18 protein-coding genes are annotated in these 20737 nt (G+C 70.7%); 11 read left to right on the forward strand and 7 right to left on the reverse strand.

The genetic code is table 11. The features are described 5' to 3' along the window. Positions 1–213: 213 nt before the first annotated feature. Positions 214–804: a hypothetical protein gene (locus tag Q2K21_RS04705; protein WP_386276031.1), complete on the forward strand. Its 591-nt coding sequence runs from the start codon at positions 214–216 to the stop codon at positions 802–804. Here Q2K21_RS04705 and Q2K21_RS04710 read toward each other — a convergent pair. The 4 genes from Q2K21_RS04710 to Q2K21_RS04725 form a co-directional block, all read right to left on the reverse strand. Beyond that, a complete protein-coding gene (locus Q2K21_RS04710) occupies positions 773–1393 on the reverse strand; it encodes a Maf family protein (RefSeq protein WP_310765700.1) in 621 nt (206 codons plus the stop codon). The genes Q2K21_RS04705 and Q2K21_RS04710 overlap by 32 nt on opposite strands. A gap of 22 nt (positions 1394–1415) precedes the next feature. Beyond that, positions 1416–1544, reverse strand: coding sequence for a morphogenic membrane protein MmpB (mmpB, locus tag Q2K21_RS04715; protein ID WP_310765702.1), 129 nt, complete (start codon positions 1542–1544; stop codon positions 1416–1418). Between the two features lie 266 nt (positions 1545–1810). Continuing rightward, positions 1811–2020 (reverse strand): acyl-CoA carboxylase epsilon subunit, encoded by a 210-nt coding sequence (locus Q2K21_RS04720; RefSeq protein WP_310765704.1) that lies wholly within the window; start codon positions 2018–2020, stop codon positions 1811–1813. A gap of 24 nt (positions 2021–2044) precedes the next feature. After that, positions 2045–3637, reverse strand: a complete 1593-nt coding sequence (locus Q2K21_RS04725) for an acyl-CoA carboxylase subunit beta (RefSeq protein ID WP_310765706.1) — start codon at positions 3635–3637, stop codon at positions 2045–2047. A 340-nt stretch (positions 3638–3977) separates the two neighbouring features. On the opposite strand from Q2K21_RS04725, the gene Q2K21_RS04730 reads away from it, so the two are divergent. Beyond that, entirely contained in the window at positions 3978–4868 is an 891-nt protein-coding gene (locus tag Q2K21_RS04730) for a biotin--[acetyl-CoA-carboxylase] ligase (RefSeq protein WP_386276039.1), read from the forward strand. A gap of 152 nt (positions 4869–5020) precedes the next feature. Next, positions 5021–6160, forward strand: a complete 1140-nt coding sequence (locus tag Q2K21_RS04735) for an adenylate/guanylate cyclase domain-containing protein (protein WP_310765707.1) — start codon at positions 5021–5023, stop codon at positions 6158–6160. Between the two features lie 410 nt (positions 6161–6570). Here Q2K21_RS04735 and Q2K21_RS04740 read toward each other — a convergent pair whose 3' ends face one another. Further along, positions 6571–7170, reverse strand: a complete 600-nt coding sequence (locus Q2K21_RS04740) for a hypothetical protein (RefSeq protein ID WP_310765709.1) — start codon at positions 7168–7170, stop codon at positions 6571–6573. 229 nt (positions 7171–7399) lie between these two features. Between Q2K21_RS04740 and Q2K21_RS04745 the strand changes: the two genes are divergently transcribed. The 3 genes from Q2K21_RS04745 to hutH all read left to right on the forward strand — a co-directional run bounded on the left by Q2K21_RS04745 (position 7400) and on the right by hutH (position 11153). Further along, positions 7400–8206: an enoyl-CoA hydratase/isomerase family protein gene (locus Q2K21_RS04745; protein WP_310765711.1), complete on the forward strand. Its 807-nt coding sequence runs from the start codon at positions 7400–7402 to the stop codon at positions 8204–8206. A 129-nt stretch (positions 8207–8335) separates the two neighbouring features. After that, a complete protein-coding gene (locus tag Q2K21_RS04750) occupies positions 8336–9478 on the forward strand; it encodes a GGDEF domain-containing protein (protein WP_310765713.1) in 1143 nt (380 codons plus the stop codon). 136 nt (positions 9479–9614) lie between these two features. Continuing rightward, positions 9615–11153, forward strand: coding sequence for a histidine ammonia-lyase (gene hutH, locus Q2K21_RS04755; protein ID WP_310780627.1), 1539 nt, complete (start codon positions 9615–9617; stop codon positions 11151–11153). 177 nt (positions 11154–11330) lie between these two features. On the opposite strand, the gene Q2K21_RS04760 is transcribed toward hutH, so the two are convergent. Then, entirely contained in the window at positions 11331–11672 is a 342-nt protein-coding gene (locus tag Q2K21_RS04760; protein ID WP_310765715.1) for a hypothetical protein, read from the reverse strand. 110 nt (positions 11673–11782) lie between these two features. Between Q2K21_RS04760 and Q2K21_RS04765 the strand changes: the two genes are divergently transcribed. From Q2K21_RS04765 to Q2K21_RS04785, 5 genes are all read left to right on the forward strand, one after another. Further along, positions 11783–12136, forward strand: coding sequence for a hypothetical protein (locus Q2K21_RS04765; RefSeq protein ID WP_310765717.1), 354 nt, complete (start codon positions 11783–11785; stop codon positions 12134–12136). Between the two features lie 220 nt (positions 12137–12356). Continuing rightward, entirely contained in the window at positions 12357–13622 is a 1266-nt protein-coding gene (locus Q2K21_RS04770; RefSeq protein ID WP_310765719.1) for a L,D-transpeptidase, read from the forward strand. Between the two features lie 178 nt (positions 13623–13800). Beyond that, positions 13801–15273, forward strand: coding sequence for an ABC transporter permease (locus Q2K21_RS04775; RefSeq protein ID WP_310765721.1), 1473 nt, complete (start codon positions 13801–13803; stop codon positions 15271–15273). Positions 15274–15356: 83 nt separating this feature from the next. After that, complete coding sequence (locus tag Q2K21_RS04780) at positions 15357–16040, forward strand: ABC transporter ATP-binding protein (RefSeq protein ID WP_310765724.1); 684 nt, start codon at positions 15357–15359, stop codon at positions 16038–16040. Positions 16041–16271: 231 nt separating this feature from the next. Further along, complete coding sequence (locus tag Q2K21_RS04785; protein ID WP_310765727.1) at positions 16272–19568, forward strand: S8 family peptidase; 3297 nt, start codon at positions 16272–16274, stop codon at positions 19566–19568. A 76-nt stretch (positions 19569–19644) separates the two neighbouring features. Here the strand turns inward: Q2K21_RS04785 and Q2K21_RS04790 are convergent, their stop codons facing one another. Next, entirely contained in the window at positions 19645–20568 is a 924-nt protein-coding gene (locus Q2K21_RS04790; protein WP_310765729.1) for a helix-turn-helix domain-containing protein, read from the reverse strand. Between the last annotated feature and the right edge of the window lie 169 nt (positions 20569–20737).

A 20737-nucleotide genomic window follows, 5' to 3' on the forward strand; every position in this document is an offset into this window, starting at 1 on the left:
TAGCCCTCCCATGTGGTCAAGGTCTCTATGAAGTAGTCCTGCCGCCGGTCGTGTTTCTTTGTGGAGTCCCTACTAATGGCCCAACGAATCTTTGCTTCCGCCCGGCCTCTTGTCCTGGGGTTTACCCGTTAGTAGCGTTCGAGATGTCTCGAACGTACTTGGGGTAACACGCAGAGCGCTCGAAAGTGGGTGGGGCCGGTGGTGCGCAGACCGGTGGCAGGGATCGTGGCGATCGTCCTCTTGGTCGAGGCGTTCGGCATCGTGCTGCTGAACTGGATCCTCGGGACGGTCGTCGACCGGCAGCACATGTCCCTGGCCGGGCTCGACCCTGACGCGATGTCCCTGTCGTCGAAGGCGGGCGGTGTCGTCTTCGGGCTCTACTTCGTGCTGTGCGCGCTCGCCGCCCTGCTGGTCGCCGTGCGTGACCGTTCTCCGTCCGGGCTCTGGCGCATCCTCCTGATCAGCGCCGCCGTCGTGCACGGTCTGCTCGGCGCCTTCACGGTCGGACTGTTCGGCTGGGGCACGTTCGCGTTCATGATGGTGGTGCTCGGGCTGATCCTGCTCACCCTCATGACGTACGACCGCCAGGAGGGCCCGGCGGCCGACGCGCCTCCCGCGGACGCCGGCCCCCAGAGCGGTGCCGGGGCTCAGGGGAAGGCCCCGGAGGATCCCGGGGAGAGGGCCGAGCCGGAGGAGAGGGCCCCGGAGGAGCCGGGGGAGACGGCCCCGGAGGGATCCGGGGCGCAGGGCGAGACCTCCGGGAACGGCGTGCTCACTGCTCCGGCGGTGCCCACAACTCCGTGATGCCGACGCCCAGTTCGGCCAGCAGGCGGCGGACCAGGGGCAGCGAGATGCCGATGACATTGCCGTGGTCGCCGTCGATGCCGTCGATGAAGGGCGCCGAGCGGCCGTCGAGCGTGAATGCCCCGGCCACGTAGAGGGGTTCGCCGGAGGCGACGTACGCGGCGATCTCCTCGTCCGTCGGATCGCCGAAGCGGACCACGGTGGACGCGGTGGCGGACGCGTACCGGCCGCTGATCGTGTCGTAGACGCAGTGGCCGGTCTGGAGCGTGCCCGCCCGGCCGCGCATCGACTTCCAGCGGGCCGTCGCCTCCTCCGCGTCCGCGGGCTTGCCGAGGGCCTCGCCGTCCAGATCGAGCACCGAGTCGCAGCCGATCACCAGCGCACCCTTCACCTCGGGCTTGGCCGCCACGACGGAGGCCTTCGCCTCGGCCAGCGCGAGCGCCAGTTCCGCGGGGGTGGGGGCGGTGACGGCGTCCTCGTCGACCCCGCTCACGATGACTTCGGGGTCGAGGCCGGCCTGCCGGAGCAGCCCGAGCCGGGCGGGGGACTGGGAAGCGAGCACGAGACGGCGACGGGGCTGATCGGTCATGCGCTCAGCGTATCGGCGCGCCTCACCCGATGCCGATGACGATCATCGCCAGCAGCATGGCCAGCGCGACGAGGACCCCCAGCCGCCGCAACATGTCCTGCATGTCGCGGAGTTCTTTCGGCGGCTCGTTCTCGGGGTCGGACCACAGCATGCCTTCGATCGTCCGTCGGTGACGCGCTGCGGCGCCTGAGTACGCGTACTCAACTTGACTCCGTACGGGTGGGGGCGGTCCGGAGAACCCGGACCGCCCCCACCTGCGTCACACGGGCCTCACCGACGGTCCCACCAGCGCCACCCGCGTCACCCACGTCACAACAGCCCCACCGGCGTCACACATGCCCTGGCCGGGCCGGTACGCGCTTCGACCGGGCCGGTACGTGCCCTGGCCGGGCCGGTACGCGCTTCGACCGGGCCGCCCTAGCCGGGCCAGTACGTGCGGCTCCACGCCGTCGGGCCCGGCTGGGGCAGCCGGTGGGCGGCGATGCGGGCCGGGTCGGCCCACGAGTCCCTCGCCCGCGCCGCGCCGGGCGGTATGGAGGCCTCCGCCGCGGCGCGGGCGCGGACCACCGCCAGTGCGGCGGCCAGCTCCTCCGGGGTCGGGTTGCCCCGTATGACCTTGATCGTCATGTCCGCTCCCAAGGGTCCCGGTGTTTACAGGGGGATGTTGCCGTGCTTCTTCGGGGGCAGGGATTCCCGTTTGGTGCGCAGCTGGCGCAGGCCGCGTACGACGTGGCGGCGGGTGTCGGAGGGCGTGATCACGGCGTCGATGTAGCCGCGTTCGGCCGCGATGTAGGGGTTGAGGAGGGTGTCCTCGTACTCCTGGATCAGGCGGGCGCGGGTGGCCTCGGCGTCCCCGGCGGTCTCGGCCTCGGCGAGGGTGCGGCGGTGCAGGATGTTGACCGCGCCCTGGGCGCCCATGACGGCGATCTGGGCGGTCGGCCAGGCCAGGTTCAGGTCCGCGCCCAGGTGCTTGGAGCCCATGACGTCGTAGGCGCCGCCGAAGGCCTTGCGGGTGATCACGGTGATGAGCGGGACGGTGGCCTCCGCGTAGGCGTAGATCAGCTTGGCGCCGCGGCGGATGATGCCCTCGTGCTCCTGGCCCACGCCGGGGAGGAAGCCGGGAACGTCGACGAAGGTGATGACGGGCACGTTGAAGGCGTCGCAGGTGCGTACGAACCGTGCGGCCTTCTCGGACGCGTCGATGTCCAGGCAGCCGGCGAACTGCATCGGCTGGTTGGCGACGATGCCCACCGGGTGGCCCTCGACGCGGCCGAAGCCGGTGAGGATGTTCGGCGCGAACAGCGGCTGGGTCTCGAAGAACTCGGCGTCGTCCAGGATGTGTTCGATCACCGTGTGCATGTCGTAGGGCTGGTTCGCGCTGTCGGGCACGAGGGTGTCCAGCTCGCGGTCCTCGTCGGTGACCGAGGTGTCCGCCTCCTCGGGGAAGACGGGGGCTTCGCTGAGGTTGTTGGACGGCAGGTACGACAGCAGCTGCTTGACGTACTCGATGGCGTCCTTCTCGTCCCCGGCCATGTGGTGGGCCACGCCGGAGGCGGTGTTGTGGGTGCGGGCGCCGCCCAGCTCCTCGAAGCCGACGTCCTCGCCGGTGACCGTCTTGATGACGTCCGGGCCGGTGATGAACATGTGCGAGGTCTGGTCGACCATGACCGTGAAGTCGGTGATCGCGGGGGAGTAGACCGCGCCGCCCGCACACGGGCCCACGACCAGCGAGATCTGCGGGATGACACCGCTCGCGTGGGTGTTGCGGCGGAAGATCTCCCCGTACGCGCCCAGGGAGGCGACGCCCTCCTGGATCCGGGCGCCACCGGAGTCGTTGATCCCGATGACGGGGCAGCCGGTCTTCAGGGCGAAGTCCATCACCTTGACGATCTTCTGGCCGTAGACCTCGCCCAGCGCCCCGCCGAAGACGGTGAAGTCCTGGGAGAACACGGCGACCGGGCGGCCGTCGACCGTGCCGTAGCCGGTCACGACGCCGTCCCCGTACGGGCGGTTCTTCTCCAGGCCGAAGTTGGTCGAGCGGTGCCGGGCGAACTCGTCCAGCTCGACGAACGAGTCCTCGTCCAGCAGCAGCTCGATCCGCTCACGGGCCGTCAGCTTGCCCTTGGCGTGCTGCTTCTCGACGGCGCGCTCCGAGCCGGCGTGCGTCGCCTCCTGGACACGGCGCTGGAGGTCCGCCAGCTTCCCCGCGGTGGTGTGAATGTCGATCTCTTCCGGCTCGGACATCGGGATGCGGCTCCCTGCCTGCTCAGTGGGGACGTGAGGGTGAGGTGCTAGGAGAATGCTCAGAAGTACGTACGGTTACTCATCCGTAGCGTAGTGGCGTGCCTACCGATCAGCAGTGCGGCGTTTACCACACTCCTTTCCTCTTCACAGCTGAGGAGTGAGATCTCCGGAGGTGGCGGCCGGGAGGCCATGGCCGCGTCCACGGTCGCGGCGTCGCGGCGGGACACGCCGGAGGGTGACACCATGAGAGTGGCCGAGCGCCCGTGAACCTCGGCCCTCAGTGGCCGGAATCCATCCCCGATGCGGGGTGGAGGATGTCAAACCTAGGGTGGCTTGCATGATGATGCCGCCGGATGAACAAGGTAACCCGCCCAACGGGCCTCGTGAGCCGAGGTCGGATCGCTGGTCCGACCTCGACCGCCCGCCCCTGAACGCCGCCGCGCTGCGCCGGGCGCTGGTGCGGGAGGGCGGGCTGTGGTCCGGGGTCGAGGTGGTCCAGCGCACCGGGTCCACCAACACCGACCTCGTCGCCCTCGCCGCCGCCGGCAAGGCCGCCGAGGGCACCGTCCTGGTCGCCGAGGAGCAGAACGCCGGCCGTGGACGGCTCGACCGAAGCTGGACGGCCCCGGCCCGCTCCGGCCTGTTCTTCTCGGTCCTGCTCAGGCCGGCCGAGGTGCCGATCGCCCGCTGGGGCTGGTTGCCGCTGCTCACCGGGGTCGCGGTCGCGACCGGGCTCGCGCGGGCCGCAGGCGTGAACACGGCACTCAAGTGGCCCAACGACCTGCTGGTCACTGTCGGTGACGAGGAGCGCAAGGCCGGCGGGATCCTCGCCGAGCGCGCGGGCGAGGACGCGGTCGTGATCGGCATCGGCCTCAACGTCACGCTCCGCGAGGACGAGCTGCCGGTGCCCACGGCGGCATCCCTGGCCCTCGCGGGCGCCCGCACCACGGACCGTGACACGCTGCTGCGGGCGGTGCTGCGCTCGCTGGAGGACTGGTACGGCCGGTGGCGTGCCGCGGGCGGAGACCCGGCGGCGAGCGGCCTCCAGGACACGTATGCGGCGGGCTGCGCCACGCTCGGCCGGCTCGTACGGGCCGAACTGCCCGGCGACCGGTCCATCACCGGCGAGGCGGTGGCGATCGACGGCGACGGACGGCTCGTGCTGGCGACGGAGGAGGGCGTGCAGGAGCCGGTGGGCGCGGGGGACATCGTTCACCTGCGGCCGGCGTGAGCTGGTCGGCGGCGTGAGCTGGTCAGCGGCGTGAGCTGTTCAGTGGCACGTCGGCCCGCCGCGTACGCCTCGCGGGAGTGAGCTACCGCACACCTGCCGTAGAGTTGACCGCGGTCGATACCTGACCGCGGCAGATCGGAAGGGCAGCACGCGTGACCGTCGACGACACGGGCTCGGGCACGGGCGAACACCCCGCCCCCGACGGTGAGCCGGAGCGGGACGCACACGCCGAGTCCGACGAGGACCCCCTCGCGCTCCGTCTCGAACAGCTCATCCTGGGGGCAGAGCGCCGCTACACCCCCTTCCAGGCGGCGCGCAGCGCGGGCGTCTCCATGGAACTGGCCTCGCGCTTCTGGCGGGCGATGGGCTTCGCCGACATCGGGCAGGCCAAAGCGCTCACGGAGGCGGATGTCCTGGCCCTGCGTCGGCTCGCCGGTCTGGTCGAGGCGGGCCTGCTGAGCGAGGCGATGGCGGTGCAGGTGGCGCGCTCGACCGGGCAGACCACCGCCCGTCTGGCCGAGTGGCAGATCGACTCCTTCCTGGAGGGCCTCACCGAGCCCCCCGAGCCCGGCATGACCCGCACCGAGGTGACATACCCCCTGGTCGAGCTGCTTCTGCCGGAGCTGGAGGAGTTCATCGTCTATGTCTGGCGGCGTCAGCTCGCCGCCGCGACCGGCCGGGTCGTCCAGGCCGCGGACGACGAGGAGATGGTCGACCGCCGCCTTGTGGTCGGCTTCGCGGACCTTGTGGGCTTCACACGCCTGACGCGCCGCATGGAGGAGGAGGAACTCGGCGAACTCGTCGAGGCGTTCGAGACGACCGCGGCCGACCTGGTCGCCGCGCACGGCGGGCGGCTCATCAAGACGCTGGGCGACGAGGTGCTGTTCGCGGCGGACGATGCCGGTACGGCCGCGGAGATCGCCCTCCGCCTCATCGAGACGATGGCGAACGACGAGACCATGCCGGAGCTGCGCGTGGGCATCGCCTTCGGCACGGTGACCACTCGCATGGGCGATGTCTTCGGTACGACGGTGAACCTGGCGAGCAGGCTCACCTCGATAGCTCCCCGGGACGCGGTCCTGGTCGACGGCGCCTTCGCGGAGGAGCTGATCCGCATGGGCGAGGCGCCCGCCTCCGAGACGGAGGCCGCCGAGGCCGCGGCCACGGCGGAGAAGGAGGGCGAGGAGCCGCCGACCTACCGCTTCGCGCTCCAGCCGATGTGGCAGCGCCCCGTGCGCGGCCTCGGCGTGATCGAACCGTGGCTGCTGGCGCGACGGGACGGGACGCCGTAGGGCGTACGCGTGGCATGGCGGGACGCCGTGGGGCGTACGCGTGGCGTGGCGGTACGGGAGGCCGTGGGGCGTGCGCGTGGCGGTACGGGAGGCCGTGGGGCGTACGCGTGGCGTGGCGGTACGGGACGCCGTGGGGCGTGCGCGTGGCGGTACGGGAGGCCGTGGGGCGTGCGCGTGGCGGTACGGGAGGCCGTGGGGCGTACGCGTGGCGTGGCGGGACGGGACGTCGTAGGGCGTGCGCGTGGCGGTACGGGACGCCGTGGGGCGTGCGCGTGGCGGTACGGGACACCGGGCGTATCTCTCACGTGACCGCTGGGGTGTTTGTGGTCCCCGTGTCCTGACTGCCACAAGTCCATGGCTCATGGCGCACGCGCCACGGCCGACCGCGGGCAGCCCGGCCCGGCGCTTTCTCAATGGCTGGGCCCGGACAGACCGTTGACGCACAGGGCGATGATCGGCAGGCACAGGCCCGGTGGGTCGATGGCGGGCGGCGCGGGTGTGTGGGTGGTCGCGGGCGGGGACGGGGTGGGCCGTGGCGCGGCGGGCGTGTGCGTGGCCGCCGGAGGGCCGTGTCTACGGGAGGCCGTGGGAACCGACGGCGCTTCGGGGATGCCGGTCGGGGGGTCGGTGGCGCCCGGGACCGCTGAGGGCGGGTGCGTGGCGGCCGACGCGGTCGGGATCGGGCGCGATTCTCTCTCCAGGACGTCCGTCCGGGAGGGGCCCGCGACGCGCGTGGACGGCACCGCCTCGACCGTCGCCGTCGTAGGGGGCGCGACGGCAGTGGTGTCGATCCGGGGCTCGGCCTGCGCGGTCCCGCCCCCGTCCGTCACCGATTCCGGCGCGAGGCGTACGAGGCTCAGCGCCCCGGCGGCGAGCGCGAACCCGCCCGCGGCGAGGGCCACGCGCCGGCGGCGGGGCTTGCGGTGCCGGCCGACGGGCCGGAACCAGATGGGGCCGGGGTCGCCACGCGCCGCGGTCGTGGTCCCGGTGCCGGTCGTGTCCGTCGTCATGCTCATCCCTCCCTGGTGTGCGCGCACTCCCCGATGCGCTCCGGCGGTGCGCAGATTGTGTGCCGATTGGGGTGGGGTGATGGGGAGACGGCCCGGATTTCACCCGAACGGGGACGGTGGCCCGTAAGTGGCTCGTACCCACCGGGGGCTCGCGGCGGCTTCCGTGGTGCCGCTTCGGCTGCGATGATCGGGGCGTCGATAGTTAACCCGCGTTAACCAGGAGGGTGTCATGGCGGAGCAGGGGGACGAGCGGCGGTTCGGCGAGCATGTCGTCGTACGGCGGCACGCGTACGTCGCGGAGCTGGCACTCGACCGGCCCAAGGCGATGAACGCGGTGTCCACGGAGATGGCGCGCTCGATCGCCGCGGCGTGCGCGCACCTCGCCGCCGACCGGGACGCCCGGGTGACGGTGGTGACGTCGACGCACGAGCGGGCCTTCTGTGTGGGCGCGGACCTGAAGGAGCGCAACTCCTTCACGGACGCCGACCTGGTGCGCCAGCGCCCGGTCGCGCGCGCCGCGTACACCGGAGTCCTGGAGCTGCCGATGCCGACGATCGCCGCCGTGCACGGCTTCGCGCTGGGCGGCGGCTTCGAGCTGGCGCTGTCCTGCGACCTGATCGTGGCGGACTCCACGGCGGTGGTCGGGCTGCCCGAGGTGTCCGTCGGCGTGATTCCGGGAGGCGGCGGTACGCAGCTGCTGCCCCGCCGGGTGGGCGCGGCGCGCGCGGCGGAGCTGATCTTCACCGCGCGGCGGCTGGAGGCGGCCGAGGCGCGGGACGCGGGCCTGATCGACGAGCTCGTGCCGGAGGGCCGGGACCGGGAGGAGGCGCTCGCCCTCGCGGGTCGCATCGCCGCGAACTCCCCGGTGGGCCTGCGCGCCGCGAAGCGGGCCCTGCGGCTGGGTCAGGGCCTCGACCTGCGGGCCGGGCTGGAAGTCGAGGACGCGGCGTGGCGGTCGGTGGCGTTCTCCGGGGACCGGGCGGAGGGGGTGGCCGCCTTCAACGAGAAGCGCAGCCCCCAGTGGCCGGGCGAGTAGCCGCGCGAGGCGCCCGCACGCCGTTGATCGCCGCCGCGTGCGACCGTTCGGAACCCCTGCACCCCTGATCGCCGCACCAATGTCGCACACAATGTCACATATTGACCTGATCGTCCCTAGCCTGGAGTGATGGGTGAGGACAGTCGGCTGAGGGCCGTGGTCGCGCTGGCGCAGGGGATGGCAGCGGCGCACACGCCCCGGGAGTCCTGGCAGGCCGCCGCGCTCGGCGCCTGCCGCGCGCTCGCCGGGAGCTTCGCCGCGCTCTCCGTGTGGGAGCGCGAGCGCGGACGGCTGCGGGTCCTGGCCAACGTGGGGGAGCGCGCACCCGACGAGGAGGAGTTCCCCGAGCACGAGGCGTATCCCGTGCACCAGTTCCCGGAGATCACCGAGTTCCTGCACGAGCGCTGGGCCGGCGGTGGCGGGCCGAGCGCCTGGGTGGAGACCGCGAACGGCCCGGCCGCCGGGCATGCCGGGTACTGCCACCAGCGCGTGGCCGCCCTGCGTCGGCGTGGCCGCGGCTGCTGTGTCGTCGCGCCCATCGTGCTGCACGGCCGTGCCTGGGGCGAGCTGTACGTGGCCCGCCCGGCCGGCGCCCCCCTCTTCGACGCGGGCGACGCCGACTTCGCCACCGTCCTCGCCTCCGTCGTCGCCGCCGGCATCGCCCAGACCGAACGCCTGGAGGAGGCCCGCCGACTCGCCTTCACCGACGCCCTCACCGGACTCGCCAACCGTCGCGCCGTCGACGTACGCCTCGACGAGGCGATCGAACGGCACCGTGGCGACGGGGTGCCGGTCTCGCTTGTCGTGTGCGATCTCAACGGGCTCAAGCGGGTCAACGACACCCGGGGACACGCCGTGGGCGACCGGCTGCTGGAACGCTTCGGGTCCGTCCTGTCGCTGTGCGGCGCCATGCTGCCGGGCGCCCTCGTCGCCCGGCTCGGCGGCGACGAGTTCTGCCTTCTCGCCGTCGGCCCGCCCGCCGACGAGGTCGTGCGGATCGCCGACGAGGTCTGCCGCCGCGCCGCCGAGCTGGAGTTCGGCGACGGTGTCGCCTGCGGGGTGGCCTCGACGCAGGATGCGATCGGCGCGGTCCGCTCGGCCCGCCGGCTGTTCCGGCTCGCGGACGCGGCCCAGTACCGGGCCAAGGCCCTGCGTGCCGCGAAGCCCGTGGTCGCGGGTCGCGAGGGGCCCGATGACCCGGTCGTACGCCTGGCCGATGCGCCGCCGCCTGCCGCGGGGGAGCGGCGGCGGTTCCGTGGGCGTCGGCTGTGAGTGCGGCTTGGCTGCCGTGCCGTCCTGGGGGCTGCGCCCCCATGCCCCCTACAGGCAGTGCCCACCCGGTAAGGGGCGACCCGGCATCCCACTAGTGACATCATCGAATTCACTGCGTACGCTCCTGAATATGGATATGCACACTGTGGTGGTGGGGACGTCCGGGGTGACCGCGTCCGACGTTCTCGCCGTGGCGCGCGCGGACGCCCGGATCGAGCTGGCCGAGGAGGCCCTGACGGCCCTCGCGGCGGCCCGCGGCATCGTGGACGCGCTGGCCGCGAAGCCGGAGCCCGTCTACGGGGTCAGCACCGGGTTCGGCGCGCTGGCCACCCGGCACATCAGCCAGGAGCTGCGCGTCCAGCTGCAGCGCAACATCGTCCGTTCGCACGCGGCCGGGATGGGCCCGCGGGTCGAGCGGGAGGTCGTCCGCGCCCTGATGTTCCTGCGGCTGAAGACCGTCTGCTCGGGGCACACCGGCGTCCGCCCCGAGGTCGCGCAGACCATGGCCGACATCCTCAACGCCGGCATCACCCCGGTCGTGCACGAGTACGGCTCGCTGGGCTGCTCCGGTGACCTCGCGCCGCTGTCCCACTGCGCGCTGACGCTCATGGGCGAGGGCGAGGCCGAGGGTCCCGACGGCGTCGTACGGCCCGCCGCCGAACTCCTCGCCGAGCACGGCATCGCCCCCGTCGAGCTGCACGAGAAGGAGGGCCTCGCGCTCCTCAACGGCACCGACGGCATGCTCGGCATGCTGATCATGGCCCTCGCGGACCTGGACACGCTGTACAAGTCGGCCGACGTCACGGCGGCACTCTCGCTGGAGGCGCTGCTCGGCACGGACAAGGTCCTCGCGCCGGAACTGCACGCCATCCGCCCGCACCCCGGGCAGGGCGCGTCGGCCGCCAACATGCTGGCCGTGCTGAAGGGCTCCGGCCTGACGGGCCATCACCAGGGCGACGCGCCGCGGGTCCAGGACGCCTACTCGGTGCGGTGCGCCCCGCAGGTCGCGGGCGCCGGCCGGGACACGCTGGCGCACGCCCGCCTGGTCGCCGAGCGCGAGCTGGCCTCCGCGGTCGACAACCCGGTGGTCCTGCCCGACGGTCGCGTGGAGTCCAACGGCAACTTCCACGGCGCCCCGGTGGCGTACGTCCTGGACTTCCTGGCGATCGCGGCGGCGGACCTGGCGTCGATCGCGGAGCGCCGTACGGACCGTCTGCTCGACAAGAACCGTTCGCACGGTCTGCCGCCGTTCCTGGCCGACGACGCGGGCGTCGACTCGGGTCTGATGATCGCTCAGTACACGCAGGCGGCACTGGTGAGCGAGATGAAGCGGCTGGCCGTGCCGGCCTCCGCCGACTCGATCCCGTCCTCCGCGATGCAGGAGGACCACGTCTCGATGGGCTGGTCGGCCGCCCGCAAGCTGCGCACGGCGGTGGACAACCTGACCCGGGTGCTGGCGATCGAGCTCTACGCGGCGACCCGGGCCATCGAACTGCGCGAGGGCCTGACCCCGGCCCCCGCGAGCCAGGCGACGATCACGGCCCTGCGCAAGGCGGGCGTGGAGGGTCCGGGCCCGGATCGCTTCCTGGCCCCGGATCTCGCGGCCGCGGACGGATTCGTGCGGACGGGTGAGCTCGTGACGGCCGTCGAAGCGGTCACGGGGCCGCTGGCGTAACGGCCGCAACGGCAGGAGCGAGGACCGCCGTCACCGCGACGGCGGTCCTCGGAACGCCGTGGGTGGCCGTGGCGGCGGTCCTCGGAACGCCGTGGGTGCCGTGAAGGCGGCCCCTCGGAACGTCGTGGGTGCCGTGAAGGCGGTCCTCGGAACGCCTTGGGTGCCGCGGCGCCGCCCTCAGATCGCCTCCATGCGCTCCCTGCGCACCGAGTACGTCACGAAGCCCGCGCCCAGGCACAGGAAGAGGGTGCCGCCGAACACGTACGGCGTGATGTCCACGCTGCCGGTGTCGGCGAGTTGGGTGTCCGTCCCCGCGGAGTCCGTCGTCGTGCCCGCCTCCGTGGCGTCCGAGTCCGTGGACGTGGACGTGGGCGTGGACGTGGACGCCCGTTGCTCGGGCGTGTCCTGTGTCGCGTTCGCGGACGGGACGAACCACAGGGCCCCCAGGAGGGTCCCCGCGGCGGTGGCGGTCAGCAACGTCCGACGGGTGGTGGACGACGATCGACGTGCGGCGGACACGAAATACCGATCCCCCTGGGGCGCTTGCGAATTGGCAGTGTGGGGCGATGCTAGTGAAAGGCGCGGGTCGTGGGAAAGTCACGCCCCCTGTGGGCCGTACGCTGCCCGCCATGAGCACTTCTGAGACATCGCGGTTTGTCCGCCTTCGTGTGGAGCTGGTCGTCGAGATCGACGACACGGACGCCGTCACCAAGGCCGCGCTGGGCCGCATCGCGGATGACCCGGACATGCCCGAGGGCGAACGTACGTACACCGAGAGCGCAGTGACGGAAGACACTGCCGAGGCCCTCGCGTATCTCATCGATCCGAACGACCTGGTCAGCGAGGTTCCGGGGGTCGAGCTCGCCCAGGCCTCCTGGAGCAGCGAGCTGATCGACTACGACCCCGATTCGCCTGAATGGGACCTCGGCGCCGATGATGAGGCCGATGATGACGGGGACGACGAGGAGGTCGGACTCCGCTGACGTGCCTTGGGAAAATCGTGACCCCGGGCGGCAACCGGCGCCCGGGGTTCCGTCGTCTCATGGGACGTTCCCCGGCGTCCCGCACGGCGCGGAGGCCACCTGAGTGTCCGTCGACAGACGTGGTGTGTCCCACACCTTCAACAGATGGGGCACCGGACGAACCGGTCGTAGCGTTGATGGTCCAACGGGGACTCACGGGGGTTTTGGGGATTCGGCAACGATGGAGAAGCGTGTGATAACGGACAGTAAGCGGCGCAACGGTCTGATGGCCGCGTCCGCACTGCTCGGCGGGATGCTCGTGCTCACCGCGTGCAGCGGCGGCAGCGAGGCGGCCGACGGCAGCGGTGGCGACTCCACCTCGCAGGCCAAGGTCGACGAGGCGGCCGCCCAGAAGGCCTCCGAGGCGCAGATCAAGATCACACCTGCGGACGGTTCCGACAACGCCTCCATCAACAACGCCGCCAAGGTCACGGTCGCCAAGGGCACGCTCACCGGCGTCACCATGACCACCGCGTCCGGCACGGCGGTCGCCGGCCAGATATCCGCAGACAAGAAGAGCTGGGCGCCCACCAGCCAGCTGGAGCGGGCGACGTCGTACAAGGTCGCCGTGACCGCCAAGGACTCCGCGGGGCGCGAGGCCCACGAGAACGCCGCGTTCACGACCGTGGCCCCGGCCCACTCCTTCATAGGAAACTTCAGCCCGGAGAACGGCTCCACGGTCGGCGTCGGCATGCCGGTCTCGATCAACTTCGACAAGGCGATCACCAACAAGGCCGCCGTGCAGAAGGGCATCACCGTCACCTCCAGCAGCGGGCAGGAGGTCGTCGGGCACTGGTTCAACGCCAACCGGATCGACTTCCGGCCCGAGAAGTACTGGACGGAGGGCTCTACCGTCACGCTGAAGCTCGCCCTCGACGGCGTCGAGGGCGCGAGCGGCCTGTACGGCGTGCAGCAGAAGACGGTCACCTTCAAGATCGGCCGCAACCAGGTCACGTACGTCGACGCCCAGACCAAGCAGATGAAGGTCACGCAGGACGGGAAGGTCGTCAAGACCATCCCGATCTCCGCGGGCTCGCCGGAGAACAAGACGTACGAAGGCCAGATGGTGATCTCCCAGAAGTTCACGGAGACCCGGATGAACGGCGCCACGGTCGGCTTCACCGACAGTGACGGCAAGGGCGAGTACGACATCAAGGACGTGCCGCACGCGATGCGCCTGACCACGTCCGGTACCTTCATCCACGGCAACTACTGGGGCGCGCCCTCCGTCTTCGGCAACGTCAACACCAGCCACGGCTGTGTCGGCCTGCAGGACAAGAAGGGTGCGAACGACCCGGGTACGCCTGCCGCGTGGTTCTACAACCACTCGCTGATCGGTGACGTCGTGGTCGTCTCCCACACCGGTGACAAGACGGTCTCCCCGGACAACGGCCTCAACGGCTGGAACATGGACTGGGCACAGTGGAAGGCGGGTTCGGCGGTCTGACGCCGAAGGCCCCGTCGGCCGACACCACTTGAGCCAGGCGCCCGTCACCCCGTCAGGGGCGGCGGGCGCCTCGGTTTTTCACAGGGCTCACAGGGGAACCGAGGCCGGGCACAGGCTTCTCATCGTTCTCTTATGTCGGGCTTATGGGTTCATCACGGTGCGTCCCTAGCTTGCGGCCATGTTCTTCACCTACCTGAGGCGCGAACTGCGCCGCCGGCGAAAGGCGGCCCTCGTCGTCGCCTCCGGGCTCGCGCTGGGCATCGCTCTGGTCATCGTGGTCAACTCCGTGTCCTCCGGCATGGGGAAGGCGCAGGACAAGGTTCTGCAGTCGCTGTACGGCCTCGGCACCGACATGACCGTCACCAAGGCGGCAGCCGCGCCCACGTCGGGCAGCTCCACCGGGCCGCGCTTCAACTTCGACGCCCGCGACAGCGACTCGGACGAGACGCAGAGCAGCGACCGCGTCATGGTCCAGGGCTTCCAGACCCTGGCCACCAGCACGGTCACCAAGGTCGGCGCGCAGAGCGGCGTCTCGGACGCGGTGGGCGGGCTCAGCCTCCGCGTCATCAAGATCAGCGGCCAGTTCACGCAGGGCCAGTTCAAGCAGGACCAGAACAGCGGGCAGCAGGGCGGCACTCGCGGCGGCTTCCCGGGCGGCCAGCCCCAGGGCCGGGTCGAGGGCGGTGGCGCCAACTTCGACGTCAACAACTACTCCGTGTACGGCACCGACGTCACCAAGCCCGCGCTCGGCCCGCTGACCTCCTCGAAGATCACCAGCGGCCGTACGTTCACGACGTCGGAGACGAACAGCAAGGTCGTCGTCGCGGACTCCGCGTACGCCAAGGAGAAGAAGCTCAAGGTCGGCAGCACCGTCACCATCAAGAGCGTCAAGTTCAAGGTCATCGGCATCGCCACGGCCGACAGCGGTGACTCGGCGGCCAACCTCTACATCCCGCTCCAGCAGGCCCAGACGCTCGCCGACTCCAAGAACAAGGTCACCACGATCTACGTCAAGGCGACCGACTCGCAGCAGATCGACAGCGTCAAGAAGACCATCCAGAACAACATCTCGGGGACCACGGTCACCACGTCCGCGGACCTCGCGAGCACGGTCTCCGGTTCGCTGTCCACCGCCTCCAGCCTCGCCACCAACGTGGGCAAGTGGCTGTCCATCGTGGTGCTCGTGGCCGCGTTCCTGGTCGCCGGCCTCCTCACCTCCTCCGCGGTCTCCCGCCGGGTGCGCGAGTTCGGCACGCTCAAGGCGCTGGGCTGGAAGTCGGGCCGGGTGACCCGGCAGGTGGTCGGCGAGGCCGTCGTCAACGGACTGGTCGGCGGAGCCCTCGGTATCGCGCTCGGCCTGGCGGGCGCGTACGCCGTCACCGCGATCAGCCCGACGCTTCAGGCCCAGCTCGGTGGCGGCGGTACCGGCGGTCCGGGCGGTGGCGGCGGCTTCGGTGGCGGTCCCGGCGGCGGAGGCCCAGGACGGCAGGCCGCCAAGACCCTGGAGGTCGCGCTCACCGCGCCGGTCAGCCTCACCACCATCGCCCTCGCGGTCGCGCTCGCCGTGGCCGGCGGTCTGATCGCCGGCGCCTTCGGCGGCTGGCGCGCCTCCCGGCTGCGCCCGGCGGACGCCCTGCGCCGCGTCGAGTAGCACCCGCCCCGTAGACATCGCGCGGCCCGGGGCCTGTCGTGACGGCAGGCCCCACCCCCTTACGCATCCCAGGAGTTGCACCCATGTACGAACTCAGAGGCGTCACCAAGCGCTACATGCGGGGCAAGGAGACCATCAACGCCCTGGACGACGTCGACCTCGCCATCGGCGACGGCGACCGGCTGGTCATCCAGGGCCCCACCGGCGGCGGCAAGTCCACGCTGCTGCAGATGCTCGGCGGACTCGACAAGCCGACCGCGGGCAGCGTCGAACTCGACGGCATCGACCTCGCCAGGCTCTCCGAGGCCAAGCTCACCAAGGTGCGCAGCGAGAACATCGGCTTCGTCTTCCAGTCCTTCAACCTGATCCCGACGCTCACCGCGCAGGAGAATGTCGAGACCGCCCTCGTCCCCCTCGGGGTGAAGGTGAAGGAGCGGCGTGAGAGGGCCGCCGAGGCACTGAAGTCCGTGGGTCTCGGCGAGCGGCTCGGGCATCTGCCGAGCGAGATGTCGGGCGGTCAGCAGCAGCGCGTCGCGATCGCCCGCGCGCTGGTGAAGCAGCCGAAGGTGCTGCTCGCCGACGAACCCACCGGAAACCTCGACGAGTCGATGCGCGACGAGATCATGGAGGTGCTCGAACGCATGTGGAAGGAGCACGGGTTGACCTTCATCATGGTCACCCATGACTCGTCGATCGCGAAGAAGGCCCCGCGGGTCGCGACCATCCGCAAGGGGAAGATCACCGTCAAGGAGAACGCGGGGGCATGACAGCGGAAGGCCGACCTCGAAAGCCGCTGCTGTGTAACGGAGTTCACGCGAAGGCGTAACAGTTCGCAGGCGGCCTTCTCAGCTGTCTCTCATCTCTTGAGGGTCCTGATCACCCCCCGGCATACTGCGTGTTCCGGGGGATTGACGTGCGGATGTGCGGGACTGCCCCCGGCCGGGCGAACGGGGAATTCGCCCGGCACTTCACCTCCAGGGGGAGTCTTGCGCAGACAAGTGAAAAAGGCATGCGCGGCGACCGTCGCCACGGCGGCCGCCGTGGCGTTGGCGGCGGGCATGACCAGCCCGGCGTCGGCGAAGTCGGTGGCCGCCGCCGGCAAGGCGGCATCAGGCCTCAAGGCCGACCACCGCATCACGCTGATCACCGGTGACCGCGTCGTCGTCGACGCCAAGGGCCGGGTCGTCGGCCTGGAGCGGGCCAAGGGCCGCGAAAACGTTCCGGCGCAGATCCGCAAGGCCGACGGCCACACCTACGTCGTACCGGCCGACGCGGCAGGGATGATCGCCCGTGGAAAGCTCGACCGGCGGCTGTTCGACGTCACCGAACTCAACAAGTCCCGGACCCGCAACGCCCAGAAGAACGGCCTGAAGGTCATCGTCGGCTACAAGGGCACGGCGAGCGCCGCGAAGGCCGACGTCCGCGAGGCGGGCACGCTGCGCCGGAGCCTGAAGTCCCTGAACGCGGACGCGGTGCAGACGCCCCAGCGGGACGCGAACGAGCTGTGGAAGGCCGTCACCGACGGCGACGCCACCGCTTCCGGTATCGCGCACGTGTGGCTCGACGGCGTCCGCAAGGCCAGCCTCGACAAGTCGGTGCCGCAGATCGGCGCTCCCGCGGCGTGGGCCGCCGGCTACGACGGCAAGGGCGTCAAGGTCGCCGTGCTGGACACGGGTGTCTACGCCGATCACCCGGACCTCAAGGGCCAGGTGATCGAGGCCAAGAACTTCTCGACCGCCGCGACCACCGCCGACAAGGTCGGTCATGGAACGCACGTGGCGTCCATCGTGGCCGGCACCGGCGCGAAGTCGGGCGGCAAGTACAAGGGTGTCGCGCCGGGCGCGAAGATCCTCAGCGGCAAGGTCCTGGACGACGACGGGTACGGCGACGACTCCGGCATCCTCGCGGGCATGGAGTGGGCCGCTCAGCAGGGCGCCGACATCGTCAACCTCAGCCTGGGCGGCGGGGACACGCCCGAGATCGACCCGCTTGAGGCCGAGGTGAACAAGCTCTCCGAACAGAAGGGCATCCTCTTCGCCATCGCCGCGGGCAACTCGGGCGAGTTCGGGGACCAGACGATCGGCTCGCCGGGCAGCGCGGCCGACGCGCTCACCGTCGGCGCCGTCGACGACAACGACAAGCTCGCCGACTTCTCCAGCCGCGGCCCCGGTCTCGACGGCGCCATCAAGCCCGACGTCACCGCGCCCGGTGTGGACATCACCGCGGCCGCGGCCCCGGGGAGCCTGATCGACAAGGAGGTCGGCGAGAAGCCGGCCGGCTATCTGACCATCTCGGGTACGTCGATGGCGACTCCGCATGTCGCGGGCGCCGCCGCCATCCTCAAGCAGGAGCACCCCGACTGGACGTTCGCCGAGCTGAAGTCCGCGCTGACGGGTTCCGCGAAGGGCGGCAAGTACACGCCGTTCCAGCAGGGTTCGGGCCGGATTGCGGTCGACAAGGCGATCAAGCAGACCGTGCTGGCCGACCCGTCGTCGGTGAGTTTCGGTGTCGCGCAGTGGCCGCACACCGACGACACGCCGGTCACCAAGAAGCTGACGTACCGCAACGTCGGCAAGAGTGACGTCACCCTGTCACTCGCGCTGACGGCCACCAACCCCAAGGGCCAGGCGGCTCCTTCGGGCTTCTTCACCCTCGGCGCGAAGACGGTCACCGTCCCGGCGGGCGGCACGGCCTCCGTCGATGTCACCGTCAACAGCAAGCTGGGCGGCAGCACGGACGGCGCGTACTCGGCGTACGTGACGGCCACGGGCGGCGGCCAGAGCGTGCGGACCGCCGCGGCCGTGGACCGCGAGGCGGAGGCGTACGACGTCACCCTGAAGTACGTCAACCGTGCCGGACAGACCCCCGTCCACCTGACCGATCTGTTCGCCACCTCGGGCGCGAACGCGGGCCGGGACTACCCGTCCCAGAGCTCCGCGACCAGCGTGACCGTACGGGTGCCCAAGGGCACGTACGTGCTGGACTCCCTCTCGGTGAAGGACCCCACCTCGATCGAGGGCGGCGTCGACTGGCTGGTCCAGCCCAAGCTCAGCGTCACCAAGAACACCACGGTCACCCTCGACCTGACCAAGGCCAAGTCCGCCGACATCACGGTGCCGGACGCCTCGGCCAAGCAGGCGATCGGGATGGTGCAGTACTCGTACGACCCGGCGGGCTACGGTGCCGGTGTCATGGTGTCCTCCTTCAAGGACGTGCGCATGGCGCACGTGGGCCCGGCGGTCTCCTCCGGCCTCTCCCAGGCCTGGTTCGGGCAGTGGACCAAGGGTGGCGCCGCCGAGTACGACGTGTACACGGGCGCCGCAGTGAAGAAGCTCGAAGGCGCACGCGTCCACCACTACAAGGCGGGCGAACTGGCCAAGCTGAAGGTGAACCTCGGCTCTCCGTCGAGCGGCAAGACCGGCGCGGTCGGCGCCTACGGCATCCTGCCGAACAACTTCGGCTTCAACCAGCCGGTCGAGCAGAAGCTGCGCAGCACGCGCACCCTGTACGTGTCGACCGGCGACAAGATCCAGTGGACGCTCGACTTCTCGCAGTACTCGGGCAAGAAGGACGCGCAGGGCCTCCCGCTCACGGAGGCGTACTACACGCTGGGCGCCCCGCAGACCTTCAAGGCGGGCAAGAGCTACACCAAGACCTTCAACACGGCCGTGTTCGGGCCGCGGGTCGGCTCCACGTACGGCATCTTCCGTGTGGGCAACGAGATCTACGGCTATCTGCCGCTGTTCGCCGACGGTCAGACGCACGCCGGGTCCTCCGACTTCAAGTCGGTCAAGACGACGCTGTACCGCAACGGCACCAAGGTCGGCTCCAACGCCGACCCGCTGTTCGGCAGCGAGGTCTTCAAGGTTCCGTCCGCCGAGGCCTCGTACAAGCTGACCACCTCGGTCACCCGCAGTGAGAAGGTCGCGGCGGCGTCCACCCGCATCGACGCGAGCTGGACGTTCAAGTCGAAGAAGGCGACCGACGCCCAGCTGCCCGCCTCGTCGGTCCGCTTCGGCGCGGCCACCGGCCTGGACAGCCGCGTCACGGCCGGCAAGAAGGTCACGATCCCGGTCACCGTCCAGGGCTCGGCCGCGGGCCGCAACCTCAAGTCCCTGTCGGTGTGGGTGTCGTACGACTACGGCAAGACCTGGACCAAGCTGACGGTCAAGGACGGCAAGATCACCTACAAGAACCCGGCGAAGGGCAAGGGCCTCTCGTACAAGGCCAAGATCACCGACAAGAACGGCAACACGTCGACGATCTCGATCTACAACGCGCTCTACGGCAAGTGAGCCGATAGCGAGCCGATAGCGAGCGGCCCGCCGGAAGCGCTGCTTCCGGCGGGCCGTCCGTGTTTCGGTCACCGGCTCAGGGGCGAGGTGCGGTCGTGCCCGCGCGGGTCGCGTCCGTGCCCCAGCTCGCCAGCAGCCGCAGCGCCTCCGCCGACGCGGACCCCGGCTCGGCGTGGTACGTCACCAGTGCCTGATCGCCGTCGTCCGGCACCCTGAACGACTCGAACTGGAGGGCGAGATCGCCCACCAGTGGATGCCGCAACAGCTTCAGCCCATGGCTCTTCTCCTTGACGTCGTGCGTCGCCCACAGCCGCCGGAATTCCTCGGACTTCACCGACAGCTCGCCGACCAGCGCCGACAGCCGCGGATCATCCGGGTGGTACCCGGCGTCGTAGCGCAGCTGGCACACGATGTCGATCGCCTTCTGTTCCCAGTCCACGAACAGATCGTGGTACTCGGGCCGCAGGAACACCATCCGCGCCCAGTTCCGCTCCTGCTGCGGCAGCTGTGCCCAGTCGCCGAAGACGGCCGCGGCCATCCGGTTCCACGCCAGGACCTCCGACCGCCGTCCCACGATGTACGCCGGGACCCCGTCGAAGGAGTCGAGCAGCTGACGCAGGGAGGACCGCACCTGCTGCGCCCGCGCCGACGGCTTCTTCTTGTGCGCCTTCGGCTTGGCGAGATGCGTCAGATGCGCGTGCTCCGCGTCACTCAGCCGCAGCGCGCGGGCGATCGCGTCGAGTACCTCCGCGGACACGTTCCGTCCGTTGCCCTGCTCCAGACGCGTGTAGTACGCCACGGACACCCCGGCCAGCTGCGCCAGCTCCTCACGCCGCAGCCCCGGCACCCGCCGGTGCCGGCCGAAGACGGGCAGGCCCACGTCCTCGGGCTTGAGCCGGGCCCGCCGGGTGCGCAGGAACTCGCTGAGCTCGGCGCGCCGGTCCAGCGCCCCACCGGCTCCCACGGCGGGTTCCTGCAGGGAGTCGGGCTGTACGTCCATACGTCCAGTATTCACGGTCGTACGACACGGAACCTGACCCCGCCAGTAGTAGGAACGCCGGACGTAGGCAGAGCTGTGGTCTGGGTGAGCCCCGCTCCGTTCGGCAGGCTGGATGCCGTGCCCGGCAACAGACGACAGCAGAAGGCAGCCGGGCATGCGACCCCCCTCT

The sequence above is a fragment of the Streptomyces sp. CGMCC 4.7035 genome (assembly GCF_031583065.1).
Lineage (GTDB): Bacteria > Actinomycetota > Actinomycetes > Streptomycetales > Streptomycetaceae > Streptomyces > Streptomyces yaanensis.

Excerpts from the sequence above, each read along its gene's own strand:
- Q2K21_RS04775 (WP_310765721.1), top strand. The coding sequence starts at position 13,801 with ATGTTCTTCACCTACCTGAGGCGCGAACTGCGCCGCCGGCGAAAGGCG.
- Q2K21_RS04710 (WP_310765700.1), bottom strand. The coding sequence starts at position 1,393 with ATGACCGATCAGCCCCGTCGCCGTCTCGTGCTCGCTTCCCAGTCCCCC.
- Q2K21_RS04765 (WP_310765717.1), top strand. The coding sequence starts at position 11,783 with ATGAGCACTTCTGAGACATCGCGGTTTGTCCGCCTTCGTGTGGAGCTG.
- Q2K21_RS04750 (WP_310765713.1), top strand. The coding sequence starts at position 8,336 with ATGGGTGAGGACAGTCGGCTGAGGGCCGTGGTCGCGCTGGCGCAGGGG.
- hutH (WP_310780627.1), top strand. The coding sequence starts at position 9,615 with ATGCACACTGTGGTGGTGGGGACGTCCGGGGTGACCGCGTCCGACGTT.
- Q2K21_RS04720 (WP_310765704.1), bottom strand. The coding sequence starts at position 2,020 with ATGACGATCAAGGTCATACGGGGCAACCCGACCCCGGAGGAGCTGGCC.
- Q2K21_RS04730 (WP_386276039.1), top strand. The coding sequence starts at position 3,978 with ATGATGCCGCCGGATGAACAAGGTAACCCGCCCAACGGGCCTCGTGAG.
- Q2K21_RS04780 (WP_310765724.1), top strand. The coding sequence starts at position 15,357 with ATGTACGAACTCAGAGGCGTCACCAAGCGCTACATGCGGGGCAAGGAG.
- mmpB (WP_310765702.1), bottom strand. The coding sequence starts at position 1,544 with ATGCTGTGGTCCGACCCCGAGAACGAGCCGCCGAAAGAACTCCGCGAC.
- Q2K21_RS04790 (WP_310765729.1), bottom strand. The coding sequence starts at position 20,568 with ATGGACGTACAGCCCGACTCCCTGCAGGAACCCGCCGTGGGAGCCGGT.
- Q2K21_RS04740 (WP_310765709.1), bottom strand. The coding sequence starts at position 7,170 with ATGACGACGGACACGACCGGCACCGGGACCACGACCGCGGCGCGTGGC.
- Q2K21_RS04745 (WP_310765711.1), top strand. The coding sequence starts at position 7,400 with ATGGCGGAGCAGGGGGACGAGCGGCGGTTCGGCGAGCATGTCGTCGTA.
- Q2K21_RS04770 (WP_310765719.1), top strand. The coding sequence starts at position 12,357 with ATGGAGAAGCGTGTGATAACGGACAGTAAGCGGCGCAACGGTCTGATG.
- Q2K21_RS04725 (WP_310765706.1), bottom strand. The coding sequence starts at position 3,637 with ATGTCCGAGCCGGAAGAGATCGACATTCACACCACCGCGGGGAAGCTG.